General features: G+C 54.6%; 25 protein-coding genes. 19 read left to right on the forward strand and 6 right to left on the reverse strand.

The features are described from left to right. Positions 1 to 99 precede the first annotated feature (99 nt). Entirely contained in the window at positions 100 to 441 is a 342-nt protein-coding gene (locus C6A40_RS13685; RefSeq protein WP_023293975.1) for a hypothetical protein, read from the forward strand. Between the two features lie 36 nt (positions 442 to 477). Here the strand turns inward: C6A40_RS13685 and ftnA are convergent, their stop codons facing one another. Beyond that, positions 478 to 975, reverse strand: a complete 498-nt coding sequence (gene ftnA, locus C6A40_RS13690) for a non-heme ferritin (RefSeq protein WP_008500403.1) — start codon at positions 973 to 975, stop codon at positions 478 to 480. Positions 976 to 1178: 203 nt separating this feature from the next. Beyond that, positions 1179 to 1517, reverse strand: coding sequence for a YecR family lipoprotein (gene yecR / locus C6A40_RS13695; RefSeq protein WP_021240460.1), 339 nt, complete (start codon positions 1515 to 1517; stop codon positions 1179 to 1181). A gap of 234 nt (positions 1518 to 1751) precedes the next feature. On the opposite strand from yecR, the gene azuC reads away from it, so the two are divergent. After that, positions 1752 to 1835, forward strand: coding sequence for a stress response protein AzuC (gene azuC, locus C6A40_RS13700; RefSeq protein ID WP_014884364.1), 84 nt, complete (start codon positions 1752 to 1754; stop codon positions 1833 to 1835). A 107-nt stretch (positions 1836 to 1942) separates the two neighbouring features. After that, complete coding sequence (locus C6A40_RS13705; protein WP_008500405.1) at positions 1943 to 2194, forward strand: DUF2766 family protein; 252 nt, start codon at positions 1943 to 1945, stop codon at positions 2192 to 2194. 42 nt (positions 2195 to 2236) lie between these two features. Here the strand turns inward: C6A40_RS13705 and C6A40_RS13710 are convergent, their stop codons facing one another. Both C6A40_RS13710 and C6A40_RS13715 read right to left on the reverse strand, forming a co-directional pair. Continuing rightward, a complete protein-coding gene (locus C6A40_RS13710; RefSeq protein WP_008500406.1) occupies positions 2237 to 3580 on the reverse strand; it encodes an anaerobic C4-dicarboxylate transporter in 1344 nt (447 codons plus the stop codon). Between the two features lie 156 nt (positions 3581 to 3736). Further along, the gene (locus C6A40_RS13715) at positions 3737 to 4240 is read right to left on the reverse strand and encodes a non-heme ferritin-like protein (RefSeq protein ID WP_008500408.1); all 504 of its coding nucleotides are present in this window, start codon (positions 4238 to 4240) and stop codon (positions 3737 to 3739) included. Positions 4241 to 5028: 788 nt separating this feature from the next. On the opposite strand from C6A40_RS13715, the gene araF reads away from it, so the two are divergent. From araF to otsA, 5 genes are all read left to right on the forward strand, one after another. Further along, the gene (araF, locus tag C6A40_RS13725; protein WP_008500409.1) at positions 5029 to 6018 is read left to right on the forward strand and encodes an arabinose ABC transporter substrate-binding protein AraF; all 990 of its coding nucleotides are present in this window, start codon (positions 5029 to 5031) and stop codon (positions 6016 to 6018) included. Between the two features lie 71 nt (positions 6019 to 6089). Continuing rightward, positions 6090 to 7604: an L-arabinose ABC transporter ATP-binding protein AraG gene (araG, locus tag C6A40_RS13730; protein ID WP_025912275.1), complete on the forward strand. Its 1515-nt coding sequence runs from the start codon at positions 6090 to 6092 to the stop codon at positions 7602 to 7604. 11 nt (positions 7605 to 7615) lie between these two features. Beyond that, positions 7616 to 8605 carry an L-arabinose ABC transporter permease AraH gene (araH, locus tag C6A40_RS13735; RefSeq protein ID WP_171843394.1) on the forward strand — a complete coding sequence of 330 codons (990 nt, stop codon included), beginning with the start codon at positions 7616 to 7618 and terminating at the stop codon, positions 8603 to 8605. A 176-nt stretch (positions 8606 to 8781) separates the two neighbouring features. Next, positions 8782 to 9585, forward strand: coding sequence for a trehalose-phosphatase (gene otsB / locus C6A40_RS13740; protein WP_045335060.1), 804 nt, complete (start codon positions 8782 to 8784; stop codon positions 9583 to 9585). Beyond that, a complete protein-coding gene (gene otsA, locus C6A40_RS13745) occupies positions 9560 to 10984 on the forward strand; it encodes an alpha,alpha-trehalose-phosphate synthase (protein WP_008500413.1) in 1425 nt (474 codons plus the stop codon). The genes otsB and otsA overlap by 26 nt, the downstream gene beginning before the upstream one ends. Before the next feature lie 15 nt (positions 10985 to 10999). On the opposite strand, the gene uspC is transcribed toward otsA, so the two are convergent. Further along, the gene (uspC, locus tag C6A40_RS13750) at positions 11000 to 11428 is read right to left on the reverse strand and encodes a universal stress protein UspC (RefSeq protein WP_008500414.1); all 429 of its coding nucleotides are present in this window, start codon (positions 11426 to 11428) and stop codon (positions 11000 to 11002) included. 794 nt (positions 11429 to 12222) lie between these two features. Between uspC and flhD the strand changes: the two genes are divergently transcribed. The 6 genes from flhD to cheW all read left to right on the forward strand — a co-directional run bounded on the left by flhD (position 12223) and on the right by cheW (position 17655). Continuing rightward, on the forward strand, positions 12223 to 12573 hold the full coding sequence (gene flhD / locus C6A40_RS13755; protein WP_008500415.1) for a flagellar transcriptional regulator FlhD: 351 nt from the start codon (positions 12223 to 12225) through the stop codon (positions 12571 to 12573). A gap of 2 nt (positions 12574 to 12575) precedes the next feature. Further along, on the forward strand, positions 12576 to 13154 hold the full coding sequence (gene flhC / locus C6A40_RS13760) for a flagellar transcriptional regulator FlhC (RefSeq protein WP_008500416.1): 579 nt from the start codon (positions 12576 to 12578) through the stop codon (positions 13152 to 13154). Positions 13155 to 13277: 123 nt separating this feature from the next. Continuing rightward, positions 13278 to 14165, forward strand: coding sequence for a flagellar motor stator protein MotA (motA, locus tag C6A40_RS13765; protein ID WP_008500417.1), 888 nt, complete (start codon positions 13278 to 13280; stop codon positions 14163 to 14165). After that, a complete protein-coding gene (gene motB, locus C6A40_RS13770; RefSeq protein WP_008500418.1) occupies positions 14162 to 15091 on the forward strand; it encodes a flagellar motor protein MotB in 930 nt (309 codons plus the stop codon). Before motA ends, motB begins: the two co-directional genes overlap by 4 nt. 4 nt (positions 15092 to 15095) lie before the next feature. Next, positions 15096 to 17132 (forward strand): chemotaxis protein CheA, encoded by a 2037-nt coding sequence (cheA, locus tag C6A40_RS13775; protein WP_045335058.1) that lies wholly within the window; start codon positions 15096 to 15098, stop codon positions 17130 to 17132. 19 nt (positions 17133 to 17151) lie between these two features. Then, positions 17152 to 17655, forward strand: a complete 504-nt coding sequence (gene cheW / locus C6A40_RS13780) for a chemotaxis protein CheW (RefSeq protein WP_008500420.1) — start codon at positions 17152 to 17154, stop codon at positions 17653 to 17655. Positions 17656 to 17939: 284 nt separating this feature from the next. Here cheW and C6A40_RS13785 read toward each other — a convergent pair whose 3' ends face one another. Continuing rightward, complete coding sequence (locus tag C6A40_RS13785) at positions 17940 to 19205, reverse strand: dicarboxylate/amino acid:cation symporter (RefSeq protein ID WP_114191296.1); 1266 nt, start codon at positions 19203 to 19205, stop codon at positions 17940 to 17942. A gap of 430 nt (positions 19206 to 19635) precedes the next feature. Between C6A40_RS13785 and C6A40_RS13790 the strand changes: the two genes are divergently transcribed. From C6A40_RS13790 to C6A40_RS13810, 5 genes are read left to right on the forward strand one after another with little or no spacing between them, the layout of a single operon-like run. Beyond that, positions 19636 to 20208: a Csu type fimbrial protein gene (locus C6A40_RS13790; protein ID WP_008500422.1), complete on the forward strand. Its 573-nt coding sequence runs from the start codon at positions 19636 to 19638 to the stop codon at positions 20206 to 20208. 12 nt (positions 20209 to 20220) lie between these two features. Further along, positions 20221 to 20769, forward strand: coding sequence for a Csu type fimbrial protein (locus C6A40_RS13795; protein ID WP_045335056.1), 549 nt, complete (start codon positions 20221 to 20223; stop codon positions 20767 to 20769). Between the two features lie 16 nt (positions 20770 to 20785). After that, positions 20786 to 21544, forward strand: a complete 759-nt coding sequence (locus C6A40_RS13800; RefSeq protein WP_045335054.1) for a fimbrial biogenesis chaperone — start codon at positions 20786 to 20788, stop codon at positions 21542 to 21544. After that, positions 21520 to 23904, forward strand: coding sequence for a fimbria/pilus outer membrane usher protein (locus tag C6A40_RS13805; RefSeq protein ID WP_045335052.1), 2385 nt, complete (start codon positions 21520 to 21522; stop codon positions 23902 to 23904). Before C6A40_RS13800 ends, C6A40_RS13805 begins: the two co-directional genes overlap by 25 nt. Then, positions 23901 to 24863 (forward strand): Csu type fimbrial protein, encoded by a 963-nt coding sequence (locus C6A40_RS13810; protein WP_045335050.1) that lies wholly within the window; start codon positions 23901 to 23903, stop codon positions 24861 to 24863. The genes C6A40_RS13805 and C6A40_RS13810 overlap by 4 nt, the downstream gene beginning before the upstream one ends. The last annotated feature ends 81 nt before the right edge of the window (positions 24864 to 24944 follow it).

A 24944-nucleotide genomic window follows, 5' to 3' on the forward strand; every position in this document is an offset into this window, starting at 1 on the left:
TTATAGGCTTCCGCCTACTACATGAGGGCAATGTTGCTGAGCAACATTTCGGCGTAACGTAAACAATAAATATAAATTATCAAATAAAGTGAGGGTTTTATGGCGGGGGAGAATCCTTTTACCGCGGCATGGAGCCGTGGAGGCAACCTGTTGTGCCATGGCCACTGGATAATCCACTGGCAGAACCAGCCCCTGATACTTCCGGAGTCCCGCCGCGAAAAAGATATGGGCACCTGGGGAATCTATTCGGTTATTGATCCTGAGGATGAGACCTTTGCACAAGGCTTACAGGAAGATGAGTGGATCATAGCGAATGTCGACTGGTTGACGGATATGTTTTTCGAGATGGGTATTGCGCTGGAGACGGCCAGCTACCGCTATTTTTACCAGGCCGTGAATCCTCACGACTGGCGCTGCACCAGCTGCGCTGGGTGTATGTAAATTAACGCGGTGCAGGGAACCCGCACCGCGCTGAAATTAATTCTGCGTATCCAGCGTGGAAAGTTCTTTATCAATAAAGTAAAGACCTTCGCCTGATTTCCCCACCAGAGATAATTTATCCAGCACGGATTTAAACAGCTTCTCTTCTTCATGCTGTTCGGCGACATACCACTGCAGGAAATTGAAGGTTGGATAATCCTGGCTGGTCATCGCGGCATGAACCAGTTCGTTAATTTTCTGGGTGATCAGCTGCTCGTGCTCGTAGGTGGCGCGGAACAGTTCATCGAGAGAATTATATTCAGCAAATGGAGATGCCACGGTTTCAATGCGCGGCAGGCTGCCGGTATCCGTCAGATAATCAAACAGACGCTGCATGTGGGTCATCTCTTCCTGCGCGTGACGACGCAGAAACGCGGCAGCGCCTTCAAAGCTGTGATAGCTGCACCAGGCGCTCATCTGCTGGTAGAGAAGGGATGAATACAGCTCAAGATTCATTTGTGCGTTGAGCTTGTCGATCATTTCAGTTTTCAGCATGGTGGCGCTCCGGGTTATTATTTCTGGTTCACAATGAGCGACACTATAATTTGTTATTTAATTATTTGCAAAACGTAAAATATTTATTTTATTTATTTAAAATACGAATGGGAATAAAACGCATTGGCGATTTTATCATTTATTAATGAGAATTGTTTTTGTTCGTAATGAAATAAACTGCCAGCCTGCGCTGGCAGTCTGGATTAATACCACGGATTGTTTGACTTAGGGTTCACGGCATAACCCATACATTTATACTGGATAGTCACGCTCTCGTTCAGACACAACGAGCCGCTAATGAGGGTGCAGGTTTTAATGGGCTGACCATAGGCTGAGGCCGTGGCATACCCCATGCTCTGACATGCTTTTGCCGCCGTACCGTTATTCACATACTCATCGGAATACGCATTTTGCAGCGCTGCCTGACCGTAGTTAAGGCGGACGATGCCGTTCGGCGCATCGAGGCTGCTGACTTCAGCCTGGCGGTTAATACTGCACCCCGCGAGCAGGAGGAGTGTGCCGGCTACAATGACTCTTTTCATGGTTCGCTCTGAGTGGATGGAAATACGTTATCGTACCCGCAGATGCCCGCCGCAATGGCTTGAATAGCCGGACAATCTGCCCTCACTCTTCGCAACGGGTTGATGGTGAACGCGATCAGACCCCACTCTGATTAAATTGTGATTTATATCACAAAAACATTGATTTTTGTGATGATGGTCATATTATAAGCGCATTGACGATAAAGTTGTATAACAAGTTGATGGAGCATCACTGTGAAACTGCGCAAAATCCTGAAAAGTATGTGGGCCAATTACTGCCGCACGTTCAAAGACGTGCCGCCGGGCGCCATGTTCTGATAAAAAAACCTGCTTCGGCAGGTTTTTTTATACCTGCAGACGTTGAAGGGAAGATGTCAGGGGGCGTGTTTTGATACTATGGCGGCCTTTAAATAAGGAGAAACCCCATGTCACAAAACCTGAGCGCCGATCAGGAACTGGTCTCTGACGTTGTCGCCTGCCAGCTGGTTATCAAACAAATCCTGGATGTTCTGGACGTGATTGCGCCGGTTGAAGTGCGCGAGAAGATGTCTACCCAGCTGAAAAACATCGATTTTGCCAGCCATCCTGCTGCCGCTGACCCGGTAACGCTTCGTGCGATCCAGAAAGCCATCGCGCTGATCGAGCTGCGATTCACGCCGCAGGGTGAGTCCCACTGACGCAGGGAAATGGGCGACGGCATGCGTCGCCCTTTGATGTTATCAGAAGAACGTCTGGACCAGCAGGTAGCTCGCGGCACACGCGCAGCTTACCCCAATCAGCCCTGGCAAAATAAAGCTGTGGTTGATGATAAATTTACCGATGCGGGTCGTGCCTGACCGGTCAAAGCCGATGCAGGCCAAATCGCTGGGATAGGTCGGCAGGACAAAATAGCCGTAAGACGCCGGGAAAAAGGCGATCAGCATTTTCGGGTCGATGCCCAACATCAACCCCATCGGCGCAACCGCCGTCAGCGCCGCCGCCTGGCTGTTCACCAGTTTTGACACCAGAAACAGCACAATCGCATATGTCCACGGGTGGCTTTTCACCACGCCTTCCAGGGCCAGCTTTAACTCGTCGAGATGCGCCTGGAAAAAGGTATCGCTCATCCACGCCACGCCGAATACCGAGAAGATCGCAACCATACCGGCCTTGAACACCGCGCCGTTGGAAATCGCGGAGGCATTGACCTTACAGGCCATCAGCATCACGGCACCCGCAATTAACATCATCATCTGGATGACAAGGTTCATCGACAGCGCCGTCATTTTGCCTTTCAGTTCAAAGGCGGGGCGCAGCTCAGGGAAGGCCCCCAGCAGAACGACCACGGCAATGCCGGCAAAGAAAATCCACGTGGACCAGTAGGCCTGTTTTGGGAAACGCTGATTCATTAACGTCTCTGTTCCGCCGTAGATAAACTCGCGCTGCTTAGGATCTTTTAGCTTTTCCTGAAACTCCATGTCGTCCGCCAAATCTTTCCCGCGGCGTAAACTCCACAGTGCAGCAATAGCCACGCCGAAAAGTGAAGCAGGAACCGACACGGCGAGAATTTCCAGAATTCCCCACGCGTGGCCGATCCCATGCTGGGCTGCCAGGATGGACACCAGCGACACGACGGCAACGGAAACGGGGGAGGCCGTGATCGCCATCTGCGACGCGACCGACGCCACGGCCATAGGGCGCTCCGGGCGGATCCCTTTTTTCAGGGCGATATCCGCAATAATCGGGAACATGGTGTAGACCACATGGCCGGTGCCGCACAGAAAGGTCAGCATCCAGGTGGTAAACGGAGCGAGCAGGGTGATGTGCTGCGGGTGTTTGCGTAGCAGACGTTCCGCAAACTGCATCATGACGTTGAGACCGCCCGCCGTTTGCAGGGTAGCGGCACAGCCAATCACCGCGAGGATGGTCAACATGACGTCAACCGGGGGTTTACCCGGCTGCAGACCAAAGACGAAACATAAAATAAAAAGACCAATACCGCTGATTAACCCAAGCCCCATACCGCCGAAACGCGTACCCGTCAGCAGGCAGAGGAGAATGACAACAAACTCAATGGTGATCATGATGCTCCCTCGTCAATGATTATGTAATTAAATAAATCATCACACGTTGTGTGGTTAATCATTGGGAGCCAGATCTGATTTGTTAAATTTCAGCAAAAGCAGAAGGTTGGAGAGGGGAAGGGGACCTGCTCCCCGGGACGGAAGCAGGCCAGAAACTCAGTGGTGCTGCACCGCCACAATGTCGAGCAGGTGACGGTCGGTTTGCTCAGGACATAAGCCTGCCTGCTGCGCGTTATGCAGCTCATCCGCCAGCGTCTTCAGCAGCAGGCCATCCTGCTGCTGCTCTTTATCCATATCGCGTAAGAATCTCAGCGTCGTAATGTCCTGCTGCGCTTTGGCTTCATCGGCCAGTTTGTTGAGGGTGCTGCAGCGTTGTTCATACTCTTCAAGCGTTTTCTGAAACAGTTCTTCCAGACAAGAGTAGCTCTCGTTTATCCCATCAAGGGCTTTAACAACAGGGTTTGCCCCGGCAGCTTTCAGGAAGTTAAAAACGCGCATCATATGGGTGACGTTACTTTGTGCCTGAGAGCGAAAGAAGGTGGCAGAGCCCGTGAGGCTATTCTCAGCGCACCAGGCACTTAAGTGAAGGTGCAGGTTGGAGGCGTAGAACTCAAGGTTCATCTGCGCGTTAAGTTTTTGCATCATCGTTTGGGTAGCCATACTCATATCCTTATTGACGGTGGGACGTGATGTCCGTTGCTTAACCTGAGCACCAGGCAAGTACGAAGAAAAAGAGCAGAATTACGCTTTCTGCAGTAAACGAAGTCGACCGAAATTCACTTCCTGTGTTCGATATAAATAAGCATACCCTTGTCTTTGGTCTAAGAAAACTCTTAAATTGGCTGTGTTTACCATACATTACAAACTTTAATATAGTACAGAAATACAATTAGCTCGCCATAGATCGGTGTTTAGATAATCCTCTGATAATCAACATTTTTTATCGAAGAGATATGCTGTTACTCTTTCGGTAATATTAAACCGGAATAATGCTCCGTAAAAAAATGAATCAAGGATTAATTATTCCGTATATCAGGTGCATTAATAAAATTGCGCTAAATCAAATTCTGTGGAGTAAATAATTTTCAGTGCGTGTGGCATTTTTGATGAAAAACATACTGCACTTTTCTGACGTCCGGCGTTCTCGTGCCCGATCCGGGGCATCAGGGATATCTTAGCTAATCTTATGGATAATCCTGCTTACCCTCATTTCATTTGTCTGACAAATACTGCCTTTTTTATGTCATTTTTCGCTGAATTTATGTACGCAATTACTGTAATTCTGCGGTGTGATGGGGCTCTCTTATGGATGATTAATTTCCCGCTAAAACTATCACCAGCAATAACGCTTATAACGAGGTAAGCGCTAATGCCTTGTTTTAAGTCCGATTAAATAAGAAGCACGCAGATATTCCCTACAGAAAAGAAAGCTAAAGCTGGAGTTTACCATGCACAAATTTACTAAAGCGCTGGCGGCCATCGGTCTGGCTGCGGTTATGTCACAATCCGCTATTGCTGAGAATTTAAAGCTCGGTTTTTTGGTAAAACAGCCCGAAGAGCCCTGGTTCCAGACGGAGTGGAAATTCGCCGATAAGGCCGGGAAAGATTTAGGTTTTGAAGTGATTAAAATCGCCGTGCCTGACGGTGAGAAAACCCTGAACGCCATCGACAGCCTGGCGGCCAGCGGTGCGAAAGGTTTCGTTATCTGTACGCCGGATCCAAAGCTGGGCTCGGCCATCGCGGCAAAAGCCCGCGGTTACGACATGAAGGTCATTGCCGTTGACGATCAGTTCGTGAACGCCAAAGGCAAGCCGATGGACAGCGTCCCGCTGGTCATGATGGCCGCGACAAAAATCGGCGAACGTCAGGGCCAGGAACTCTATAAAGAGATGCAAAAACGCGGCTGGGACGTCAAAGAGACCGCAGTGATGGCTATTACAGCGGATGAGCTGGACACGGCGCGTCGTCGTACAACCGGGTCAATGGACGCGCTGAAGGCGGCCGGTTTCCCGGAAAAACAAATCTACAAAGTCCCCACCAAATCTAACGATATCCCGGGCGCTTTCGACGCCGCCAACTCCATGCTGGTTCAGCATCCGGAGGTCAAACACTGGCTGGTGGTCGGCATGAACGACAACACCGTGCTGGGCGGCGTGCGCGCGACGGAAGGTCAGGGCTTCAAGGCACCTGACGTGATCGGGATTGGTATCAACGGCGTTGACGCCGTCAGCGAGCTGTCCAAAGCGCAGGCCACCGGCTTCTACGGCTCACTGCTGCCAAGCCCGGACGTTCACGGCTATAAATCCAGCGAGATGCTCTACAACTGGGTCACCAAAGGGGCTGAACCGCCGAAATTTACCGAAGTGACCGACGTGGTGCTCATTACCCGCGACAACTTCAAAGAGGAGCTGGCGAAAAAAGGACTGGGCGGGAAGTAATACGCGGTGATTGTGCCCCTCATCCTGCGTGAGGGGCCTGACGTACACACTACAGGAATCACGGAGACGTTATGCGACAGTCTGATCCGTATCTCTCTTTTCGCGGCATCGGGAAAACCTTCCCCGGTGTGAACGCGCTGACCGATATCAGCTTCGACTGCTATGCCGGCCAGGTTCACGCCCTGATGGGGGAAAACGGTGCGGGAAAATCCACGCTGTTGAAAATCCTCAGCGGCAACTACTCGCCAACAACCGGCACGCTGGCGATCCGCGGCGAAGAGGTCGCTTTTGCCGATACCACGGCGGCGCTCAATGCCGGGGTGGCCATTATCTATCAGGAGCTGCACCTCATCCCTGAGATGACCGTGGCGGAAAACATCTATTTAGGACAGCTCCCGCACAAAGGCGGCGTGGTGAATCGTTCGCTACTTAATTATGAAGCGGGGCTGCAGCTAAAACACCTGGGGCTGGACGTCGATCCCCAGACGCCGCTGAAATATCTCTCCATCGGCCAGTGGCAGATGGTTGAAATTGCCAAGGCGCTGGCGCGTAACGCCAGAATAATTGCCTTCGATGAACCCACCAGTTCGCTCTCGAAGCGTGAAATCGAAAATCTGTTCCGCGTGATCCGCGAATTGCGTCAGGAAGGCCGGACGATTTTGTACGTTTCGCACCGCATGGAAGAGATATTTGCTCTCAGCGATGCCATCACCGTGTTTAAAGATGGACGCTACGTGCGCACCTTTACCGACATGGCGCAGGTGAACCATGACCAGCTTGTTCAGGCGATGGTCGGACGCGATCTGGGTGATATCTATCACTGGCAGCCTCGCCAGTACGGCCCTGAGCGTCTGCGCCTCGATAGCGTAAAAGCGCCGGGCGTCAGAACGCCGATTTCGTTATCCGTACGCAGCGGTGAAATCGTCGGCCTGTTTGGTCTGGTAGGCGCGGGGCGTAGCGAATTGATGAAAGGGCTGTTCGGCGGTACCCGTATTACCGATGGGCAGGTCTCCATTGACGGCGAGCGGGTAGACATTCAGAAACCGGCCCACGCGATCGGGGCGGGAATGATGCTCTGTCCGGAAGACCGGAAAGCAGAGGGCATTATTCCGGTGCACTCGGTACGCGACAACATCAATATTTCCGCCCGCCGTAAGTTTATTCGCGCAGGTTGCCTGATAAACGATAGCTGGGAGTCGAGCAATGCCGACCACCATATTCGTTCACTAAATATCAAAACGCCGGGTCCGGAACAGCTGATCATGAATCTGTCAGGCGGAAACCAGCAGAAGGCCATTCTGGGCCGCTGGCTGTCGGAGGATATGAAGGTCATCTTGCTGGATGAGCCGACGCGCGGTATCGACGTGGGGGCAAAACACGAGATTTATAACGTGATCTATGAGCTGGCAAAACGCGGCGTGGCGGTGCTTTTCGCCTCCAGCGATCTGCCGGAGGTGCTTGGCGTGGCTGACCGCATTGTGGTGATGCGTGAAGGCGAAATTGCCGGCGAATTACTTCATGAACAGGCGAATGAACAACAGGCGTTGAACCTCGCCATGCCTAAAGTTAGCCAGGCCGTCGCCTGAGTAAGGAGTTAATGATGTCCTCTGTTACTACATCCGGAGTGCCGAAGTCGAAGTCGGCGTTGAGCGTTGGGCGTATCTGGGATCAGTACGGCATGCTGGTGGTGTTTGCCGCACTGTTCGTCGCCTGCGCGATCTTTGTCCCCAACTTTGCCACCTTCATTAATATGAAGGGGCTGGGTCTCGCCATCTCCATGTCCGGGATGGTGGCCTGCGGGATGCTGTTCTGTCTGGCCTCCGGCGATTTTGACCTGTCGGTGGCGTCGGTGATTGCCTGTGCAGGCGTTACGACGGCCGTGGTGATCAACATGACGGAGAGCCTGTGGATTGGCGTTTTTGCCGGTCTGTTACTCGGCGTCATCAGCGGCCTGGTGAACGGTTTTGTTATCGCGCGCCTGAAGATTAACGCCCTGATCACGACGCTTGCGACAATGCAAATTGTCCGCGGGCTGGCCTATATCATCTCCGACGGTAAAGCGGTGGGGATTGAAGACGAGCGCTTCTTTACGCTGGGTTACGCCAACTGGCTGGGTCTGCCTGCGCCTATCTGGCTGACCGTGGCCTGCCTGATCCTGTTCGGCTTCCTGCTTAACCGGACCACCTTTGGCCGTAATACGCTGGCGATTGGCGGTAACGAAGAGGCCGCCCGTCTGGCCGGGGTACCGGTGGTGCGCACCAAGATTATTATCTTTGTGCTCTCGGGGCTGGTTTCTGCCGCGGCGGGGATTATTCTGGCGTCGCGTATGACCAGCGGCCAGCCAATGACCTCTATCGGTTATGAGCTGATCGTTATTTCGGCCTGCGTGTTAGGGGGCGTTTCCCTCAAGGGAGGCATCGGAAAAATCTCATATGTGGTGGCCGGTATCCTGATTTTGGGCACGGTAGAGAACGCCATGAACCTGCTGAATATTTCGCCGTTCTCGCAGTACGTGGTGCGTGGTTTGATCCTGCTGGCAGCGGTGATATTCGACCGTTACAAGCAAAAAGCGAAGCGTACCGTGTAACCGTTTTGCACCTCTTTTATTGCTCAACTTATAACCATAGTTGACCCCTTCACCGCCCCGCCAGTAAAACTGGCGAGGCGGTTGTCAAATGGCGAGCGACGTCACACTGTCTATACTTACATGGCTATGAAAGAGGTAAAGGCGTTTACCTCTCGTCAACCGTAAGGAGGAAAAGGGTGGCTGACTTGTTAACCGCACCGCCTGTACTGCCCGGACATTATGCTTTCTTTTTTGATCTCGACGGCACGCTCGCCGGGATAAAACCGCACCCCGATCAGGTGTCTATTCCGGAGGCGGTGTTACAGGATTTGCATCAGCTCTCGCTCATGAATGAGGGAGCACTGGCATTGATATCAGGGCGCTCAATGGCCGAGCTGGATCTGCTCGCCAGTCCATACCACTTTCCGCTGGCCGGTGTACACGGAGCGGAGCGCCGCGACATCCATGATCAAACGCATATCGTTTCACTCCCCGACGCACTCACGCAAACGCTCCAGAAGCGGCTCTCTGCTGCGCTGGCCGACCTGCCTGGCACCGAGCTGGAAGCCAAAGGCATGGCCTTTGCCCTGCATTATCGCCAGGCACCGCAGCACGAAGATGCCGTGCTCGCGCTTGCTCAGACGGTTGCGGATGCGCATCCACAGCTGGCGCTGCAGCCGGGCAAATGCGTGGTGGAGTTAAAGCCGGAGGGGATTAATAAAGGCGCAGCCATCACCGCCTTTATGGCGGAGGCGCCTTTTAAGGGCCGGACGCCTGTTTTCTTAGGGGATGACCTGACCGACGAGGCCGGGTTCCGTGTGGTTAATCAGGCCGGAGGGATCGCCGTTAAGGTAGGGCCTGGTGACACTGTCGCCGAATGGCGGCTGGCGGATGTCGCCAGCGTCTGGCAGTGGGTATCTGATATCGCTAACCAGCAACAACAACAAATAGCGCAAAACAAAGGGGGAAACCATTATGGGTCGCTTAGTCGTCGTCTCTAACCGAATCGCACCGCCTGATGATAAAAAAGCCAGTGCGGGTGGCCTGGCGGTAGGGGTGTTAGGTGCCTTGAAAGCCGCTGGCGGGCTGTGGTTTGGCTGGAGCGGAGAAATCAGTGAAGAAGAGAAACCGCTCACAAAAGTGACGCGCGGGAATATCACGTGGGCGTCGTTTGCACTGAAAGAGAAAGACTACGACGAGTATTACTCGCAGTTCTCGAATGCCGTCCTGTGGCCGGCGTTTCACTATCGTCTTGACCTGGTCAAATTCCAGCGTGAATCCTTCGAAGGCTACGCGCGCGTGAATGCGCTGCTGGCGGATAAACTGCTGCCATTGATAGAGGAAGACGATATTTTATGGATCCACGATTATCACCTGCTGCCGTTCGCGAGAGAGCTGCGAAAGAGGGGAGTGAATAACCGGATTGGCTTCTTCCTGCACATCCCGTTCCCGACGCCGGAAATTTTTACCGCGCTGCCGCCGCATGAAGAGCTGCTGGAAGCGCTGTGTGACTACGATTTGCTGGGCTTCCAGACGGAAAATGACCGCCTGGCATTCCTGGACTCCGTGTCAGGGAAAGCGCGTCTGGTGACCAAAGGCGGGAAAACCCATACGGCGTGGGGAAAAACGTTCCACACCGAAGTGTATCCAATAGGGATTGAACCTGACGAAATCGCGGAGCAGGCCTCCGGCCCGCTGCCGCCGAAGCTGGCGCAGCTTAAGAATGAACTCAAGCACGTGAAAAATATCTTCTCGGTCGAGCGTCTTGATTATTCTAAAGGGCTGCCGGAACGCTTCCTGGCATATGAAACGCTGCTGGATAAATATCCGGAGCATCACGGTAAAATCCGTTATACCCAGATTGCGCCGACGTCGCGCGGTGAGGTTCAGGCCTATCAGGACATTCGCCATCAGCTGGAGACCGAAGCCGGGCGCATTAATGGCCGCTACGGGCAGCTGGGCTGGACGCCGCTGTTTTATCTGAATCAGCACTTCGACCGCAAGATCCTGATGAAGGTCTTCCGCTACGCGGACGTCGGCCTGGTGACGCCGCTGCGCGACGGGATGAACCTGGTCGCGAAAGAGTATGTGGCAGCGCAGGACCCCGCCGATCCGGGTGTCCTGGTGCTATCCCAGTTTGCCGGGGCCGCAAATGAGCTTACCTCGGCGCTGATTGTGAACCCTTACGATCGCGATGACGTGGCGAATGCCCTGAACCGCGCGCTGACCATGCCGCTCACGGAACGTATTTCCCGCCATGCTGAAATGATGGAGACGATCCGGAAGAACGATATTAACCACTGGCAGGCGCGTTTTATTCAGGATCTCCGCGATATCGCCCCACAAAGCCATGAAGGCGATTTACAAAAAAAGATCGCAACTTTCCCTAAACTTGCCTGATATTTCCCTGGGGGGTTAACGCCCCCCAAGCGGCACTAATAACACGTCAACCTGACTTGATGCGACAATGGATTTCGCCGCGCAGGCCGCGCGCGATAAAAAGCTGTGGTTATGATTACCGCATATCACTAAATCAATATTCTGTTTACGACACATGTCGAGAATATGGGCATTAAGTTCTCCTGTCGCAATTACGGTTTCATAGACAGGATAGTGTGCCTTTTCGACCAGCTCGCGCAGAAATTGCTGTGTTTCCTCCTGAAGTACCTCACGAATATCCTCCAGCATGGGGGCAGCCAGCTGATTATACATCTCGGGTTCGGCCGCAAGCGTGATGAGGCTGATGCGGGCATTGTGAGGTCTGGCAATGGAAACTGCCCGGGCGACGAGTTGATGGCTTTCTGGGGAAACGGCAACAGAAACAAGTAGATGGGAGTAACTCATGGCGCACTCCTTGGGTGTCTGACTGACAGCGTTTGATCACCTTTACCGCGATTTTCCGGGTTCTGCAAGGGCTGATTACGACATTAGTGTGAAGCTTATCATAATTATTCATTAATTATTCTTATAAGAAGAATAACTGAAAAATGCGCCTAAATGAAAAAAATTAACAACTTAACGTAAATCACACAATTTTATGCCTTGACTGTTGAATCGTTTTGATGCGTTACAAAATCATTTCGAATGATCACGCTCTGAAATATCTTTTTTGGGCTGCCTGCATAACTCTATGTTTTTTCACAGTAAGAAAAATGTTTCCCGGAGGGGTGAATGATGTAAATGTTTCCGCGCGACGTCCACCCGAGGAAAAGCACGTTGCATGCCAGTTCTGATCACCCTTCTGCATGAGTATTCGTCAATTAAGAATACAAAACAGTGTCGATTGGTTAATAATTGAACAAATTACAAGTCATACTGATGGATTTATGGGTCATATTCACTTAAATTGTGTGACGTAGATCACATTTTTTTAAATTTGAGGATGGCTGGATTGTATGTGTCAAAACTGACGAGTAGAGTTTGCGTCGAATTAGGAAAAATCTTAGTTATTTGTAAGAAATGATAAAACATGTAAGAGACGCATTTGCGTTTCCTCTCTTACGCGTTTCGATGAATACAAACCTAAATTCAACTATGCATTTAGCCTTTTCTTTTTTATACCGGGTGATTTCCCGGCGACATCACGGGGTGCGGTCTTTCCGCATAAAAATAATAGTTGGTTATTCGGGATGGGAACAATGCATACATCCGAGTTGCTAAAACATATCTATGACATCAATTTGTCGTATTTACTGCTCGCGCAGCGTTTGATTAGTCAGGACAAGGCGTCCGCGATGTTTCGTCTGGGTATTAACGAAGAGATGGCAACCATGCTGGGTGGTTTAACCCTCCCGCAGATGGTTAAACTGGCTGAAACGAATCAACTGGTTTGCCAGTTCCGTTTCGATGACTCTCAGACTATAACGCGTCTGACGCAGGAGTCCCGTGTAGACGATCTTCAACAGATCCATACCGGTATTCTTCTCTCTACTCGCTTGCTTAACGAAATCAGCCAGCCTGATGACGTAGCCCGTAAGAAAAGGGCCTAGCAATGAGCGAGAAAAGCATTGTTCAGGAAGCGCGTGACATACAGTTGGCCATGGAGCTGATTACACTGGGTGCTCGTTTACAAATGCTGGAAAGCGAGACGCAGTTGAGCCGTGGTCGTCTCATTAAACTGTACAAAGAGTTACGTGGTAGTCCCCCGCCGAAAGGCATGCTGCCGTTTTCTACCGACTGGTTTATGACGTGGGAGCAGAATATTCACGCTTCCATGTTCTGTAATGCCTGGCAGTATCTTCTCAAAACCGGTTTGTGTAGCGGCGTTGACGCCGTGATCAAAGCCTACAAACTTTACCTTGAACAATGCCCACAGCAGGAAGAAGGTCCTCTGCTGGCGCTGACCCGCGCATGGACGCTGGTGCGTTTTGTTGAGAGCGGAATGCTTGAGCTGTCGCGCTGCAACTGCTGCAACGGCAATTTCATTACCCATGCTCACCAACCTGCAGGCAGCTTCGCCTGTAGTTTATGTCAGCCTCCTTCCCGTGCAGTAAAAAGACGTAAACTTTCCCGGGATGCTGCCGATATTATTCCACAACTGCTGGATGAACAGATCGAACAAGCTGTTTAACCCGAACGTGTGGGAAAGATTCCAGCAGCGGTAAGCGATTACCGCTGCTTTTTTTTACCCCGCGAACGGTCAACGCTGCGAGCTGGACGTCCTTGCCATAGTCACTAGCGGAAGGATGATGTCGTGCTTATCTTATTAGGTTACCTGGTAGTTCTCGGTACAGTTTTCGGCGGTTACATGATGACCGGCGGGCACCTTGGAGCACTCTATCAACCGGCTGAACTTATTATCATCGGCGGCGCAGGGGTAGGGGCTTTTATCGTTGGCAACAACGGTAAATCGATCAAGGGCACGCTGAAAGCAATTCCATTGCTGTTCCGTCGCTCAAAATACACCAAAAGCATGTATATGGATCTGCTGGCACTGCTCTATCGCCTGATGGCGAAGTCGCGTCAGCAGGGCATGTTCTCGCTTGAGCGGGATATTGAAAACCCGAAAGAGAGCGAAATTTTTGCCAGCTATCCGCGCATTCTCGCTGATGCCATGATGCTGGATTTCATCGTCGACTATCTGCGACTGATCATCAGCGGCAACATGAATACCTTCGAAATCGAAGCGCTGATGGATGAAGAGATTGAAACCCATGAAAGCGAATCGGAAGTGCCGGCTAACAGCCTGGCGCTGGTCGGCGACTCGCTTCCGGCATTCGGTATCGTTGCTGCGGTCATGGGGGTGGTGCACGCCCTGGCCTCAGCGGACCGTCCGGCAGCCGAGCTCGGCGCGCTGATTGCCCATGCGATGGTGGGTACCTTCCTCGGTATTTTGCTGGCGTACGGCTTTATCTCTCCGCTGGCCAGCGTGCTGCGCCAGAAGAGCGCGGAAACCACCAAAATGATGCAGTGCGTGAAGATCACGCTGCTCTCTAACCTCAACGGTTATGCGCCACCGATCGCGGTTGAGTTTGGCCGTAAAACGCTTTACTCCAGCGAGCGTCCGTCGTTTATCGAGCTTGAAGAACACGTGCGTGCGGTGAAAAACCCAAACCAACAGACGACAACTGAGGACGCATGAAAAACCAGTCCCATCCGATCGTCATCGTAAAAAAACGCAAGCACAAGGGCGGTGGGCATGGCGCCCACGGCTCGTGGAAAATCGCGTACGCCGATTTTATGACCGCAATGATGGCGTTCTTTCTGGTGATGTGGCTGATCTCCATCTCCAGCCCAAAAGAACTGATCCAGATTGCCGAATATTTCCGCACGCCGCTGGCAACGGCGGTGGCCGGCGGGCCGCGTATCTCTAACAGCGAAAGCCCGATCCCGGGCGGCGGCGATGATTACACCCAGCAGAAGGGTGAGGTGAAAAAAGAGCCGAACATCGACGAGCTGAAACGAAAGATGGAACAGGCGCGGCTGAAAAAACTGCGTGGCGATCTCGATCAGCTGATTGAAGCGGATCCGAAGCTGCGCGCGCTGCGACCGCATCTGAAGATTGACCTGGTGCAGGAGGGGCTGCGTATCCAGATTATCGACAGCCAGAACCGCCCGATGTTTAAAACCGGGAGTGCGGAAGTCGAACCGTACATGCGCGATATTCTGCGTGCCATTGCACCGGTGCTGAACGGCATTCCTAACCGAATCAGCCTGTCAGGCCACACGGATGATTTCCCCTACGCCAGTGGGGAGAAGGGATACAGCAACTGGGAACTTTCTGCCGACCGTGCCAACGCCTCGCGCCGCGAGCTGGTGGCAGGTGGGCTTGATGATGGCAAGGTACTGCGCGTAGTCGGCATGGCCGCAACCATGCGCGTTTCCGACCGCGGGCCGGATGATGCCATCAACCGTCGTATCAGTCTTTTAGTGCTGAACCAGCAGGCGGAGCAGGCCATCCTGCATGAAAACGCCGAAAGTCAGAATGAGTCACTGGACGATTTAAAACAGCCTGGGGCCGTTCCTTCGGCTGCCGTTCCAACATCGCCACCAGCCAATCCGAGGTGATAGCGTGAGCATGGATATTAGCGATTTTTACCAGACATTCTTTGATGAAGCCGACGAATTGTTGGCCGATATGGAGCAACACTTGCTCGATTTGGTGCCCGAAGCACCGGATTCCGAGCAGCTCAATGCCATCTTCCGTGCGGCGCATTCCATTAAAGGCGGAGCCGGAACGTTTGGATTTACCATCCTGCAGGAAACGACCCATTTAATGGAAAACCTGCTTGATGAAGCACGACGCGGTGAGATGCAGCTCAATACCGACATTATCAACCTGTTTTTGGAAACCAAAGATATTATGCAGGAACAGCTCGACGCCTATAAAAGTTCGGCAGAGCCTGACGCCGCCAGCTTTGAATACATCTGCAATGCGCTGCGCCAGCTCGCGCTGGAAGCCAAAGGTGAGGTTGCCGCAGCCGTGGTTCCTGCCGCAAAACTGAGCGTTGTGGATACGGTTGCCGCGCAGGCGTCTGCCTCTGCCGACGCACCGGCGGGCAAACTGCGCGTGGTGCTGTCTCGCCTGAAAGAGAATGAAGTTAACCTGCTGGAAGAAGAGCTGGGTAACCTGGCGAAATTAAGCAACGTGGTTAAAGGCAAAGACAGCCTGGCCGCGACGCTTGATGACGGTATTGGCCAGGACGATATCGTGGCAGTGCTGTGCTTTGTGATTGAAGCCGATCAAATCGCCTTCGAAACCGAAACTGTCGCGGTTGACGCCCCAGCGGCTGCGGAAGAGGTGGCTGTTGTCGCCCAGGCCGCCGCACCGGCTGTGGCCCCTGCGGCCCCGGCGCTCAAGGCGGTGCCAAAAGAGGCTGCTGCACCGGGCCGTGGTGAAAAACCTGCCGCGCGCTCCAGCGAGTCAACCAGCATCCGTGTCGCCGTTGAGAAGGTTGATCAGCTGATTAACCTGGTGGGCGAACTGGTGATCACCCAGTCGATGCTGGCGCAACGTTCAAACGAACTCGACCCGGTCACCCACGGGGATTTGATTACCAGCATGGGCCAGCTGCAGCGTAACGCCCGCGATCTGCAGGAATCGGTCATGTCCATCCGTATGATGCCGATGGAATATGTCTTCAGCCGCTTCCCGCGTCTGGTTCGCGATCTCGCCAGCAAGCTGAACAAGCAGATTGAACTGACCCTGATGGGCAGCTCAACCGAACTGGATAAGAGCCTGATCGAGCGCATCATTGACCCGTTAACGCACCTGGTGCGTAACAGCCTCGACCACGGTATCGAACTGCCGGAAAACCGCATTGCCGCCGGGAAATCCCCGGTCGGGAATCTGATCCTGTCTGCGGAACATCAGGGCGGAAACATCTGCATTGAAGTGACCGATGACGGCGCCGGTCTGAACCGCGAGCGCATCCTGGCAAAAGCGATTTCGCAGGGAATGGCGGTCAATGAAAACATGACCGACGAAGAAGTGGGCATGCTGATCTTCGCACCGGGCTTCTCTACCGCAGAGCAGGTGACCGACGTCTCCGGGCGCGGCGTGGGCATGGACGTGGTGAAACGTAACATCCAGGAGATGGGCGGCCACGTTGAGATCCAGTCCAAACAGGGTTCCGGCACGACCATTCGCATCCTGCTGCCGCTGACGCTGGCGATCCTCGACGGCATGTCCGTCAAAGTGGCGGACGAAGTCTTTATCCTCCCGCTGAACGCGGTGATGGAATCCCTCCAGCCGCGTGAGGAAGATCTGCATCCGCTGGCGGGCGGCGAGCGCGTCCTCGAGGTTCGCGGTGAGTACCTGCCGCTGGTGGAACTGTGGAAAGTGTTCGAAGTGGACGGGGCGAAGACCGAGGCCACGCAGGGTATCGTGGTGATCCTGCAAAGCGCGGGCCGCCGCTACGCATTGCTGGTCGATCAGCTGATCGGTCAGCACCAGGTGGTGGTGAAGAACCTCGAAAGCAACTACCGCAAAGTGCCGGGTATTTCTGCCGCCACCATTCTGGGTGATGGTAGCGTGGCGCTGATCGTCGACGTGTCGGCGCTTCAGGGATTAAATCGTGAACAACGTGTGGCGTACACAGCCGCCTGATTAAGTAGAAGGTAATAACATGACCGGTATGAGTAATGTAACGAAACTGGCGGGCGAGCCATCAGGACAGGAATTTCTGGTATTCACTTTAGGCGATGAAGAGTACGGCATCGATATCCTGAAAGTGCAGGAAATCCGTGGTTACGACCAGGTTACCCGCATCGCTAACACGCCTGCGTTTATTAAAGGTGTCACCAACCTGCGTGGCGTCATTGTGCCCATCGTGGATCTGCGCGTGAAGTTCAGCCAGGGCGACGTTGACTACAACGACAACACCGTGGTGATCGTCCTGAATCTGGGGCAGCGCGTGGTGGGGATCGTGGTGGATGGCGTGTCTGACGTGCTTTCCCTGACCTCTGATCAGATTCGTCCTGCGCCAGAGTTTGCGGTCACGCTGTCGACCGAATACCTGACCGGTCTGGGCGCGCTCGGCGAGCGTATGCTGATTCTGGTGAACATTGAGAAGCTGCTGAACAGCGATGAGATGGCGCTGCTGGATATCGCCGCGAGTCACGTAGCCTAAAACAAAGCCGGGTGGCGCTGACGCTTACCCGGCCTACGTGTTCGGGCCATTTGTAGGCCGGGTAAGGCGAAGCCGCCACCCGGCTTTTTTACATCCTGCTCCACCTGCTCAGCTTTCGTGGCCACCCATACGTTAATGCTCGGGGGCCGTCTTCACTGCAGGATATCGCGGCGAGTCACGTAGCCTAAAACAAAGCCGGGTGGCGCTGACGCTTACCCGGCCTACGTGTTCGAGTCATTTGTAGGCCGGGTAAGGCGAAGCCGCCACCCGGCTTTTTCATGCCATTACGCTTCCTGCTTTACCAGTTCAGCTTCAGCTTCCGCGTCCCGCGCGCCTTCATTCTGCGACAGCATGGCGGTCGCAATACCATTACCCAGAACGTTAATTGCGGAACGGCCCATATCCAGGAAGTGGTCGATCCCCATCAGCAGCAGAATACCGGCCACCGGAATGTTAAAGCTTGGGATCGTCGCAGCCAGCACCACCAGCGAGGAGCGCGGTACGCCCGCAATCCCTTTTGAGGCCAGCATCAGGGTCAGCATCAGCACCGTCACCTCAGAGAAGCTCAGATGAATGTTGTACGCCTGCGCAATAAACATCGAGGCGAAAGAGCAGTACACCATCGACCCCACGAGGTTGAAGGAGTAGCCAATGGGCAGTACGAAAGAGGCGATGTTGCGCGAGCAGCCAAAACGCTCCAGCTGCTCCAGCGTTTTAGGGTAGGCCGCTTCAGAACTGCTGGTGGTAAACGCCACCAGAACTGGATCTTTCAGCATGCTGACCAGGCGGAACACCTCTTTTTTCAGCACCATGTAACCCACGGCCAGCAGCACCATGCAGGTGAGAAGAATGGCAACGTAGTAGCCGCCAATAAAGGAGGCATAGTTCAACAGAATGCCCAGACCCTGCGTGGCGATAACGGATGAGATTGCCGCGAAAATGGCCAGCGGCGCAACGTACATCACGTAGCCTGTGACCTTCAGCATGATATGGGAAACCACGTCCAGCGCAGCCACCAGCGGGGCGTTGAACTTCTGCCCCAGCGACGCGCCGCCAATGCCGAAGAACATTGAGAACACCACAATCTGCAGGATCTCATTGTTCGACATCGCCCCCGCGATGCTGGTCGGAATGGTGTGAGACAGGAACGCTTTCAGCGTCATCCCCCCAACGGCCAGACCGGTATCCACCGCCTCGGTCGGGACGGTCAGGTTCAGTCCGCTGCCCGGATGCTCCAGCGTGACGATAAACAGGCCGACCAGAATTGAGAGCACGGATGAGCTGATAAACCATACCATCGCTTTGCCGCCCACGCGGCCAATGGTGGAGGTTTCGCCCAGCTTCATAATGCCGACGGTGAGCGTACTGAAGACCAGCGGCGCAATGACCATTTTGATCAGTCGCAGGAAAATATCGGTCAGAAGGGTAATATTATCCGACCAGGCTTTGATGGCATCCGCAGATGCATATTCATGAATTGCTGCCCCTGAAAGAATACCCGCCAGCATGAATATCACGAAGAAGAGTGTGAGTTTGTTTGCACTTGCCACGAAAAAAGACCCTCTATGCGCTTCAGATGTAGCCCGCACCGATACATATAAATTTTTTATTACGACGCGGGAAATTATTCGGCACATAAATTGACGCAAAGCGTAGGGGGATACAACTCCTTTTTAAGTTTTATTAATTTTGTTGTTATTGCCCTGACGATATATTGTGATCTGCATCACACTTTAATGGATATATTCTCTCCTGATAGCATGAAAATGCTGAAAAAAATAATTTAACTCTCTGTTATTTAAGGCAATAAGAAGTCAATAAGACAAAGTGCTTATGCGTTAAGGGGCAGGTGGTCGAAGCGATATCCGTAAACTAAATTCTCAATAACCCCCCTCAGAGGAACATTAAGCGGGGCTAACATCTTGAACGACAAAAATAAAACGTGGCAAGGGAACGGAGACGTCTTCTGGAGGGTGGTAAATGAAAAGAAAACTCCTTTTGATCTGCGCAGGCACCTTACTGACTGCAACAACGGTCCATCAGGCGCTGGCCGTCACCAGTAGCGGCACCATCGGCGCGACGCTGACGCTCACGAACGGTTGTCTGATAAACGGATCGCCCACGCAAAACGGCATTAACTTCGGGACACTGGATTTCGGCACCCATCCCGCAACGTTTTCCACTCTGACCACGCAGCTCACCGGCGCCAGCGGCGGAAACACCTTCACTATTCAATGTACGACCGCCAGCTATACGGTGGCGATCACCGGCAACACCAACTCCACCGCACCCGGCACCGTTGTCGGCACCCCGGGAACCCCTGCGCGCTATCTGGTTAACACCGCCAACGCGGCACAGGGCGTGGCATACAGCCTGTACAGCGACAGCGGGTTTAACAGCGTGATTGCCAATAACACCGCGTTGCCGATCGCCTCTACGGCCGGAGGGGTGGACAGTTACACCCTCTACGGACGTATTACCGGCGGCGGTAACAGCGTGACGGTCGTCCCGGGCACCTACACCGACACGATTAACGTCAGCGTCACCTATTAGTCCTGCACCGCCATGAAGGCAACTCTTACTGGTCTGCGCATATGCGCAGAGGGACACGTGCAGCCTTTTTTCGCGCTGATCGTCGGATTGCTGATGGCGCCCGCGGCGGAGGCGGTGACGTCACAGTCCTTTAAGGTCAGCGCGACGATTGTTCCGGGATGCGCGGTGGCCACCGGCAGCGGAGGGGTTCTCGGGACGCTGGATTTTGGCACCCATAACGGCGTCGAGAGCGCACCGGTAAGTACCAGCTTTGTGCCAAACGGGGCGTTGTCTATCGCCTGCACGCCGGGCGTGGCGCTGAGCATGAGCATTAATGGCGGACAGAATTATTCAACCGTTCGCCGCATGAAGCGCTCGAACGGCGCCGACGTGGTGGGATACCGGCTTTACAGCAGCAGCTCGCTGGCCGCGAACAGCGAAATTGGCGTCAACCAGGCGATACCGGTGATCTATAGCAACAGCAATAACATCGCGCTGCCGCTTTTTGGCGTGGCGCTACTGACCGGATTTAGCCCGGCAGGAACGTATTCCGATCAGCTCACCGTGACCTTGTCATGGTAATAAAGGGAGAGTGTTGATGAAGCCAGTTTTCAGACCTGTTTGTCTGGCGGGCGCGTTGGGAATGGCTGTGGCAACCGGTCAGGCGCAGGCGGCAGCCACCATTCTGCTCTGGCCTATCGACCCGTGGCTTGCGGCAGACGCCAACGCCACGGAGCTGTGGATCCAGAACCAGGGAAACAGCGCCACCACGATGCAGGTGCGTATTGTGCGCTGGAAGCAGGAGGACGGACACGAACGCTACGCCGCGCAGCAGGATGTGGTCGCCAGCCCGCCCATCGTCACGATTGGCACAGGCAGCAAGCAGCTTATCCGTCTTATTAAGCAGGCCCCCGTTCCCGCAGGCGTCGAACAAGCCTACCGCATTATCGTGGATGAAATTCCTCAGCCTGATGCCAAAGCAGAACCCGCCATCGGCCTCAAGTTGCAGATGCGTTACTCCATTCCGCTGTTTGTGTATGGCCAGGGGATCCCGACAATAAAAGAGGGGGCGCATCACGCGCTGGTGGAGACCCGGAACCTGAGCTGGCGGGTGACGCGAGCGGATGGGCAGCCGGTAATGGAGGTTCGGAATCGGGGGGATGTCCATGTCAGGCTGAGCCAGGTGGCGCTGGAGCAGGGAGGGCAGAAACGCACGGTCGCGGAGGGATTGCTGGGTTACGTTCTTCCCGGCAGCACCCGCAGCTGGCCGATACCCGCAGGCGTTCGTCAGCCAGAGCGGATGAGCGCGCAGATTAATGCCAGGGACGCACAATGGCAGTCGACGCCCGTCAACTGAAGCCGGCGATGATGATACTGCTTTGCGTCAGTTCCGCGACCTGGGCTGAGTCCGGCGATGACAGCCTTCCGCCGCCGCCCCAGGCACAGGCGATACATGATGAAGCGGTCTTCCAGCTTGCCCTCGTGCTCAACCACTACGATACCGGTCTGGTCGTGCCCGTGACGCAGCGCAAAGGCGCTTTCTTTATCTCCAGCGCTGACCTGCTGCGCGCGGGACTGCCCCCGGAACATGTTCCTGCCGGAGAGGTGAATCTCTCATCGCTTTCTCAGGTTCGGGTGGAGTACGACAGCGCCGGGCAGCGCCTGTTGCTGACCGTTCCCCGGGACTGGGTTGCATCCCGCGTGACGCCGTTCGGCGCGCAAACGGCGCAGGCCAAACCGCACTTCGGGCGCGGCGCGCTGCTCAATTACGATCTCTACACCAACCACACGGAGCATATCGGCGGACAGGCGTCCCTCTGGCATGAATTCCGCTATTTCAATGAGAACGGCTCGTTTTCCTCCACCGGCTATGCCCGGGAAAATTTCACCGGTAACGACGGTCAGCAGGAAGGGTATGTCCGCTATGACACGACCCTGCTGTTCACTAACGAGGATGACGCAATGAGCTGGAGCGTCGGGGACGTGATCAGCGATGCCCTGAGCTGGAGCTCCAGCGTGCGGATGGGAGGGATCAGCGTCGGGCGAGATTTCTCCCTGCGCCCTGACCTGGTGACGTGGCCGCTGCCCGAATTCGCGGGGGAAGCGGCGGTACCCACCTCGGTGGATCTCTTTATCAACGGCTATCGGTCCGGCTCAACCCAGCTTCAGCCGGGCCCCTTCACCCTGACCAATCTGCCCTATATCAACGGCGCCGGGGATGCGGTACTGGTCACGACGGATGCATTAGGGCGCCAGGTCAGCACCACGCTGCCGTTTTACGTCTCCAGCGACCTGCTCAAAAAAGGGCTGAGCGACGGCGCCGTGACGCTGGGCAGCCTGCGGCGTAATTACGGTATCAAGAATTTTGACTACGGCCCTGCGGTAGGCAGCGGTTCGTATCGCTACGGGGTGACGGACTGGCTGACGCTGGAGGGTCATGCCGAAGGGGCGCAGGAACTGGCGCTGGGCGGGGCCGGGACGGTGATTAAACTCGGCCAGTTTGGCGTGGTGAATACCTCTTACTCGCAAAGCCGCATGCGCGGGGAGGCGGGCGGGCAAATCAACTGGGGTTACCAGTACAGCACCAGCGAGTTCAGCGTGGCCACCCAGCACACGCGTCGGGACCGCGGCTTTGGCAATCTGGCCCTCTACGACCAGCCTACGGTGTATGACGAGAACGATAAACCCATCGCCAGCTTCAGCCGCAATACGGACCAGTATTCTCTGACCTTCAACCTGGGACAGTACGGCAACATCGGCGCAGCCTGGATTGGTGTGGAGAGTTTTGATAGTCAAAAAACCGAGCTGCTTAATCTCTCATGGAGCCGTAATTTGTGGGGCGCGAGCAGTATTTACCTCGCCGGGAGCCGGGACCAGCAGCGGGGAGACTGGACGGTCGCGCTGTCGCTGCAGGTGCCGCTGGGGGCACGCGACAGCGCCGCGTTCACCGTCGAAAACACCCCGGATGCGGGCAATACCCAGCGCATTAACTACAACCATTCCATGCCGTCTGACGGCGGCTTTAGCTGGAACATGGCCTGGGCCAACCAGTCAAAATCCAGTGACTATCAGCAGGGCACGCTGGGCTGGCGTAATAACAATATTGAACTGCAGGGCGGCGGCTACGGCGAAAGGGACATGATGACCTGGTGGGGCGAGGCGATGGGCGCGATTGTTCTGATGGACGGCGAGTTGTTCGCGGCGAATAAGATCAACGATGCGTTTGTGGTCATCAGTACCGACGGTCATCCGGACGTGCCCGTCAGCTATGAGAACCAGCCCGTTGGCAAAACGAATAACAACGGTTACCTGCTGGTCAGCGGGGTGTCGGCGTATTACCCGGCAAGCTACCGCATTGATACCCTGAACCTGCCGGCGGACACCCGGCTGAAAGAGACCGAGCGGCGAATTGCGATTCGGCGTCACAGCGGCTATCTGGTCGATTTCCCGATGGAGCAGGAGAGAGTGGCAAGCGTCATCCTCCACGATGCGCGCGGCCAGGCGCTGCCGGTGGGAAGCCAGGTCCGGCGTGCCTCGCGCAGCAATGCGGTGGTGGGGTATGACGGTATTGCCTGGCTGGAAAACCTTAGCGATGTGAATCCGCTGGAGGTGATCGCGCCTGACGGAAAACGCTGCAAGGTCACCCTGACCGTGGGAGCCAACCCGGAGCACAAGCTGCAAACCTACGGTCCGCTGGTGTGTCGGGAGGCGCCATGAAGCGTCTGCTGATGTTGATGCTGTTGCTGTTCTCCGGCGGCGGCTGGGCGGCGTGTACCGTCAGTACGGTTAATGCGTCGTTTGGCAGCGTCACCTCGTTCGCGCTCAGCGGAACCGGGGAGGTGGAAACCACCGGCAGGCTTGTTGTGGCGTGTGATACCGTGCTCAACGTTCTGACCAACGATTCGGTGACCCTGAGCTACACCACGGCGTCAGTCTCGGGCAACAGTCGCGCGACCATGAAACGTACGGATAATGCCGCCATTACGGACGTAATCCCCACCCGGCTGTGCGGATTATCGGCTTGTGCGAGCAGCAGCGAGGTGCAGATAAGTAAAACGTATACCTGGAGCGGGAATACCTTGCTGGGGCTGCTGGGGACAAGGCAGTATAACATTCCGCTCTATTTTCGCACCGTCGCTGGACAAAACGTCACTGCCGGTCCCTATCAGGTGCAGTTGACCTTCAGCATCAGCTACAGCGTCTGTGCCTTCGGTGTTGGAAGCCTTTGTACGAATGCCCAGACGGGAACCTCAACAACCACCATCCTGTTGGATATGACCGTCACCAACGACTGTAGCGCCATGACCACGCCGGACGTCAACTTCAACAGCGCGCCGCTGGTACAAAGTTTCCCCACCGTCTCACAGGCGATTGCCGTCACCTGTACCAAAGGCAGTACCTATACCATCGGCATTAACAACGGTGCTAACGCGCTGAATAACGTGCGCCGGATGGTAAGCGGCAGTAACTACCTCAGTTATGACATCTATAAAGAAGCCACGGGTAACCGCTGGGGCGGCAGCGGCAGCGAACGCTGGACCAGCGCGACGTCGTCGCAGGTCAGTGCTGACGGTTTACTGCGTACCTACAACTACACCGCGAAAGTGCTAACTAATCAGGCCACGCCACCCGCCGGAACCTACACCGATACGCTGATTGTCGACGTGGCTTTCTAACCCCGCGCTTTTCCCTTTCTCAAATGTAAAGTTCCTGTTGGCTGTGCCGATAACACCGTTAATAAATCTATGAGAAGGTGT

This window comes from Enterobacter sp. GER_MD16_1505_Eko_090 (assembly GCF_003331015.1).
GTDB classification, from domain to species: domain Bacteria; phylum Pseudomonadota; class Gammaproteobacteria; order Enterobacterales; family Enterobacteriaceae; genus Enterobacter; species Enterobacter roggenkampii.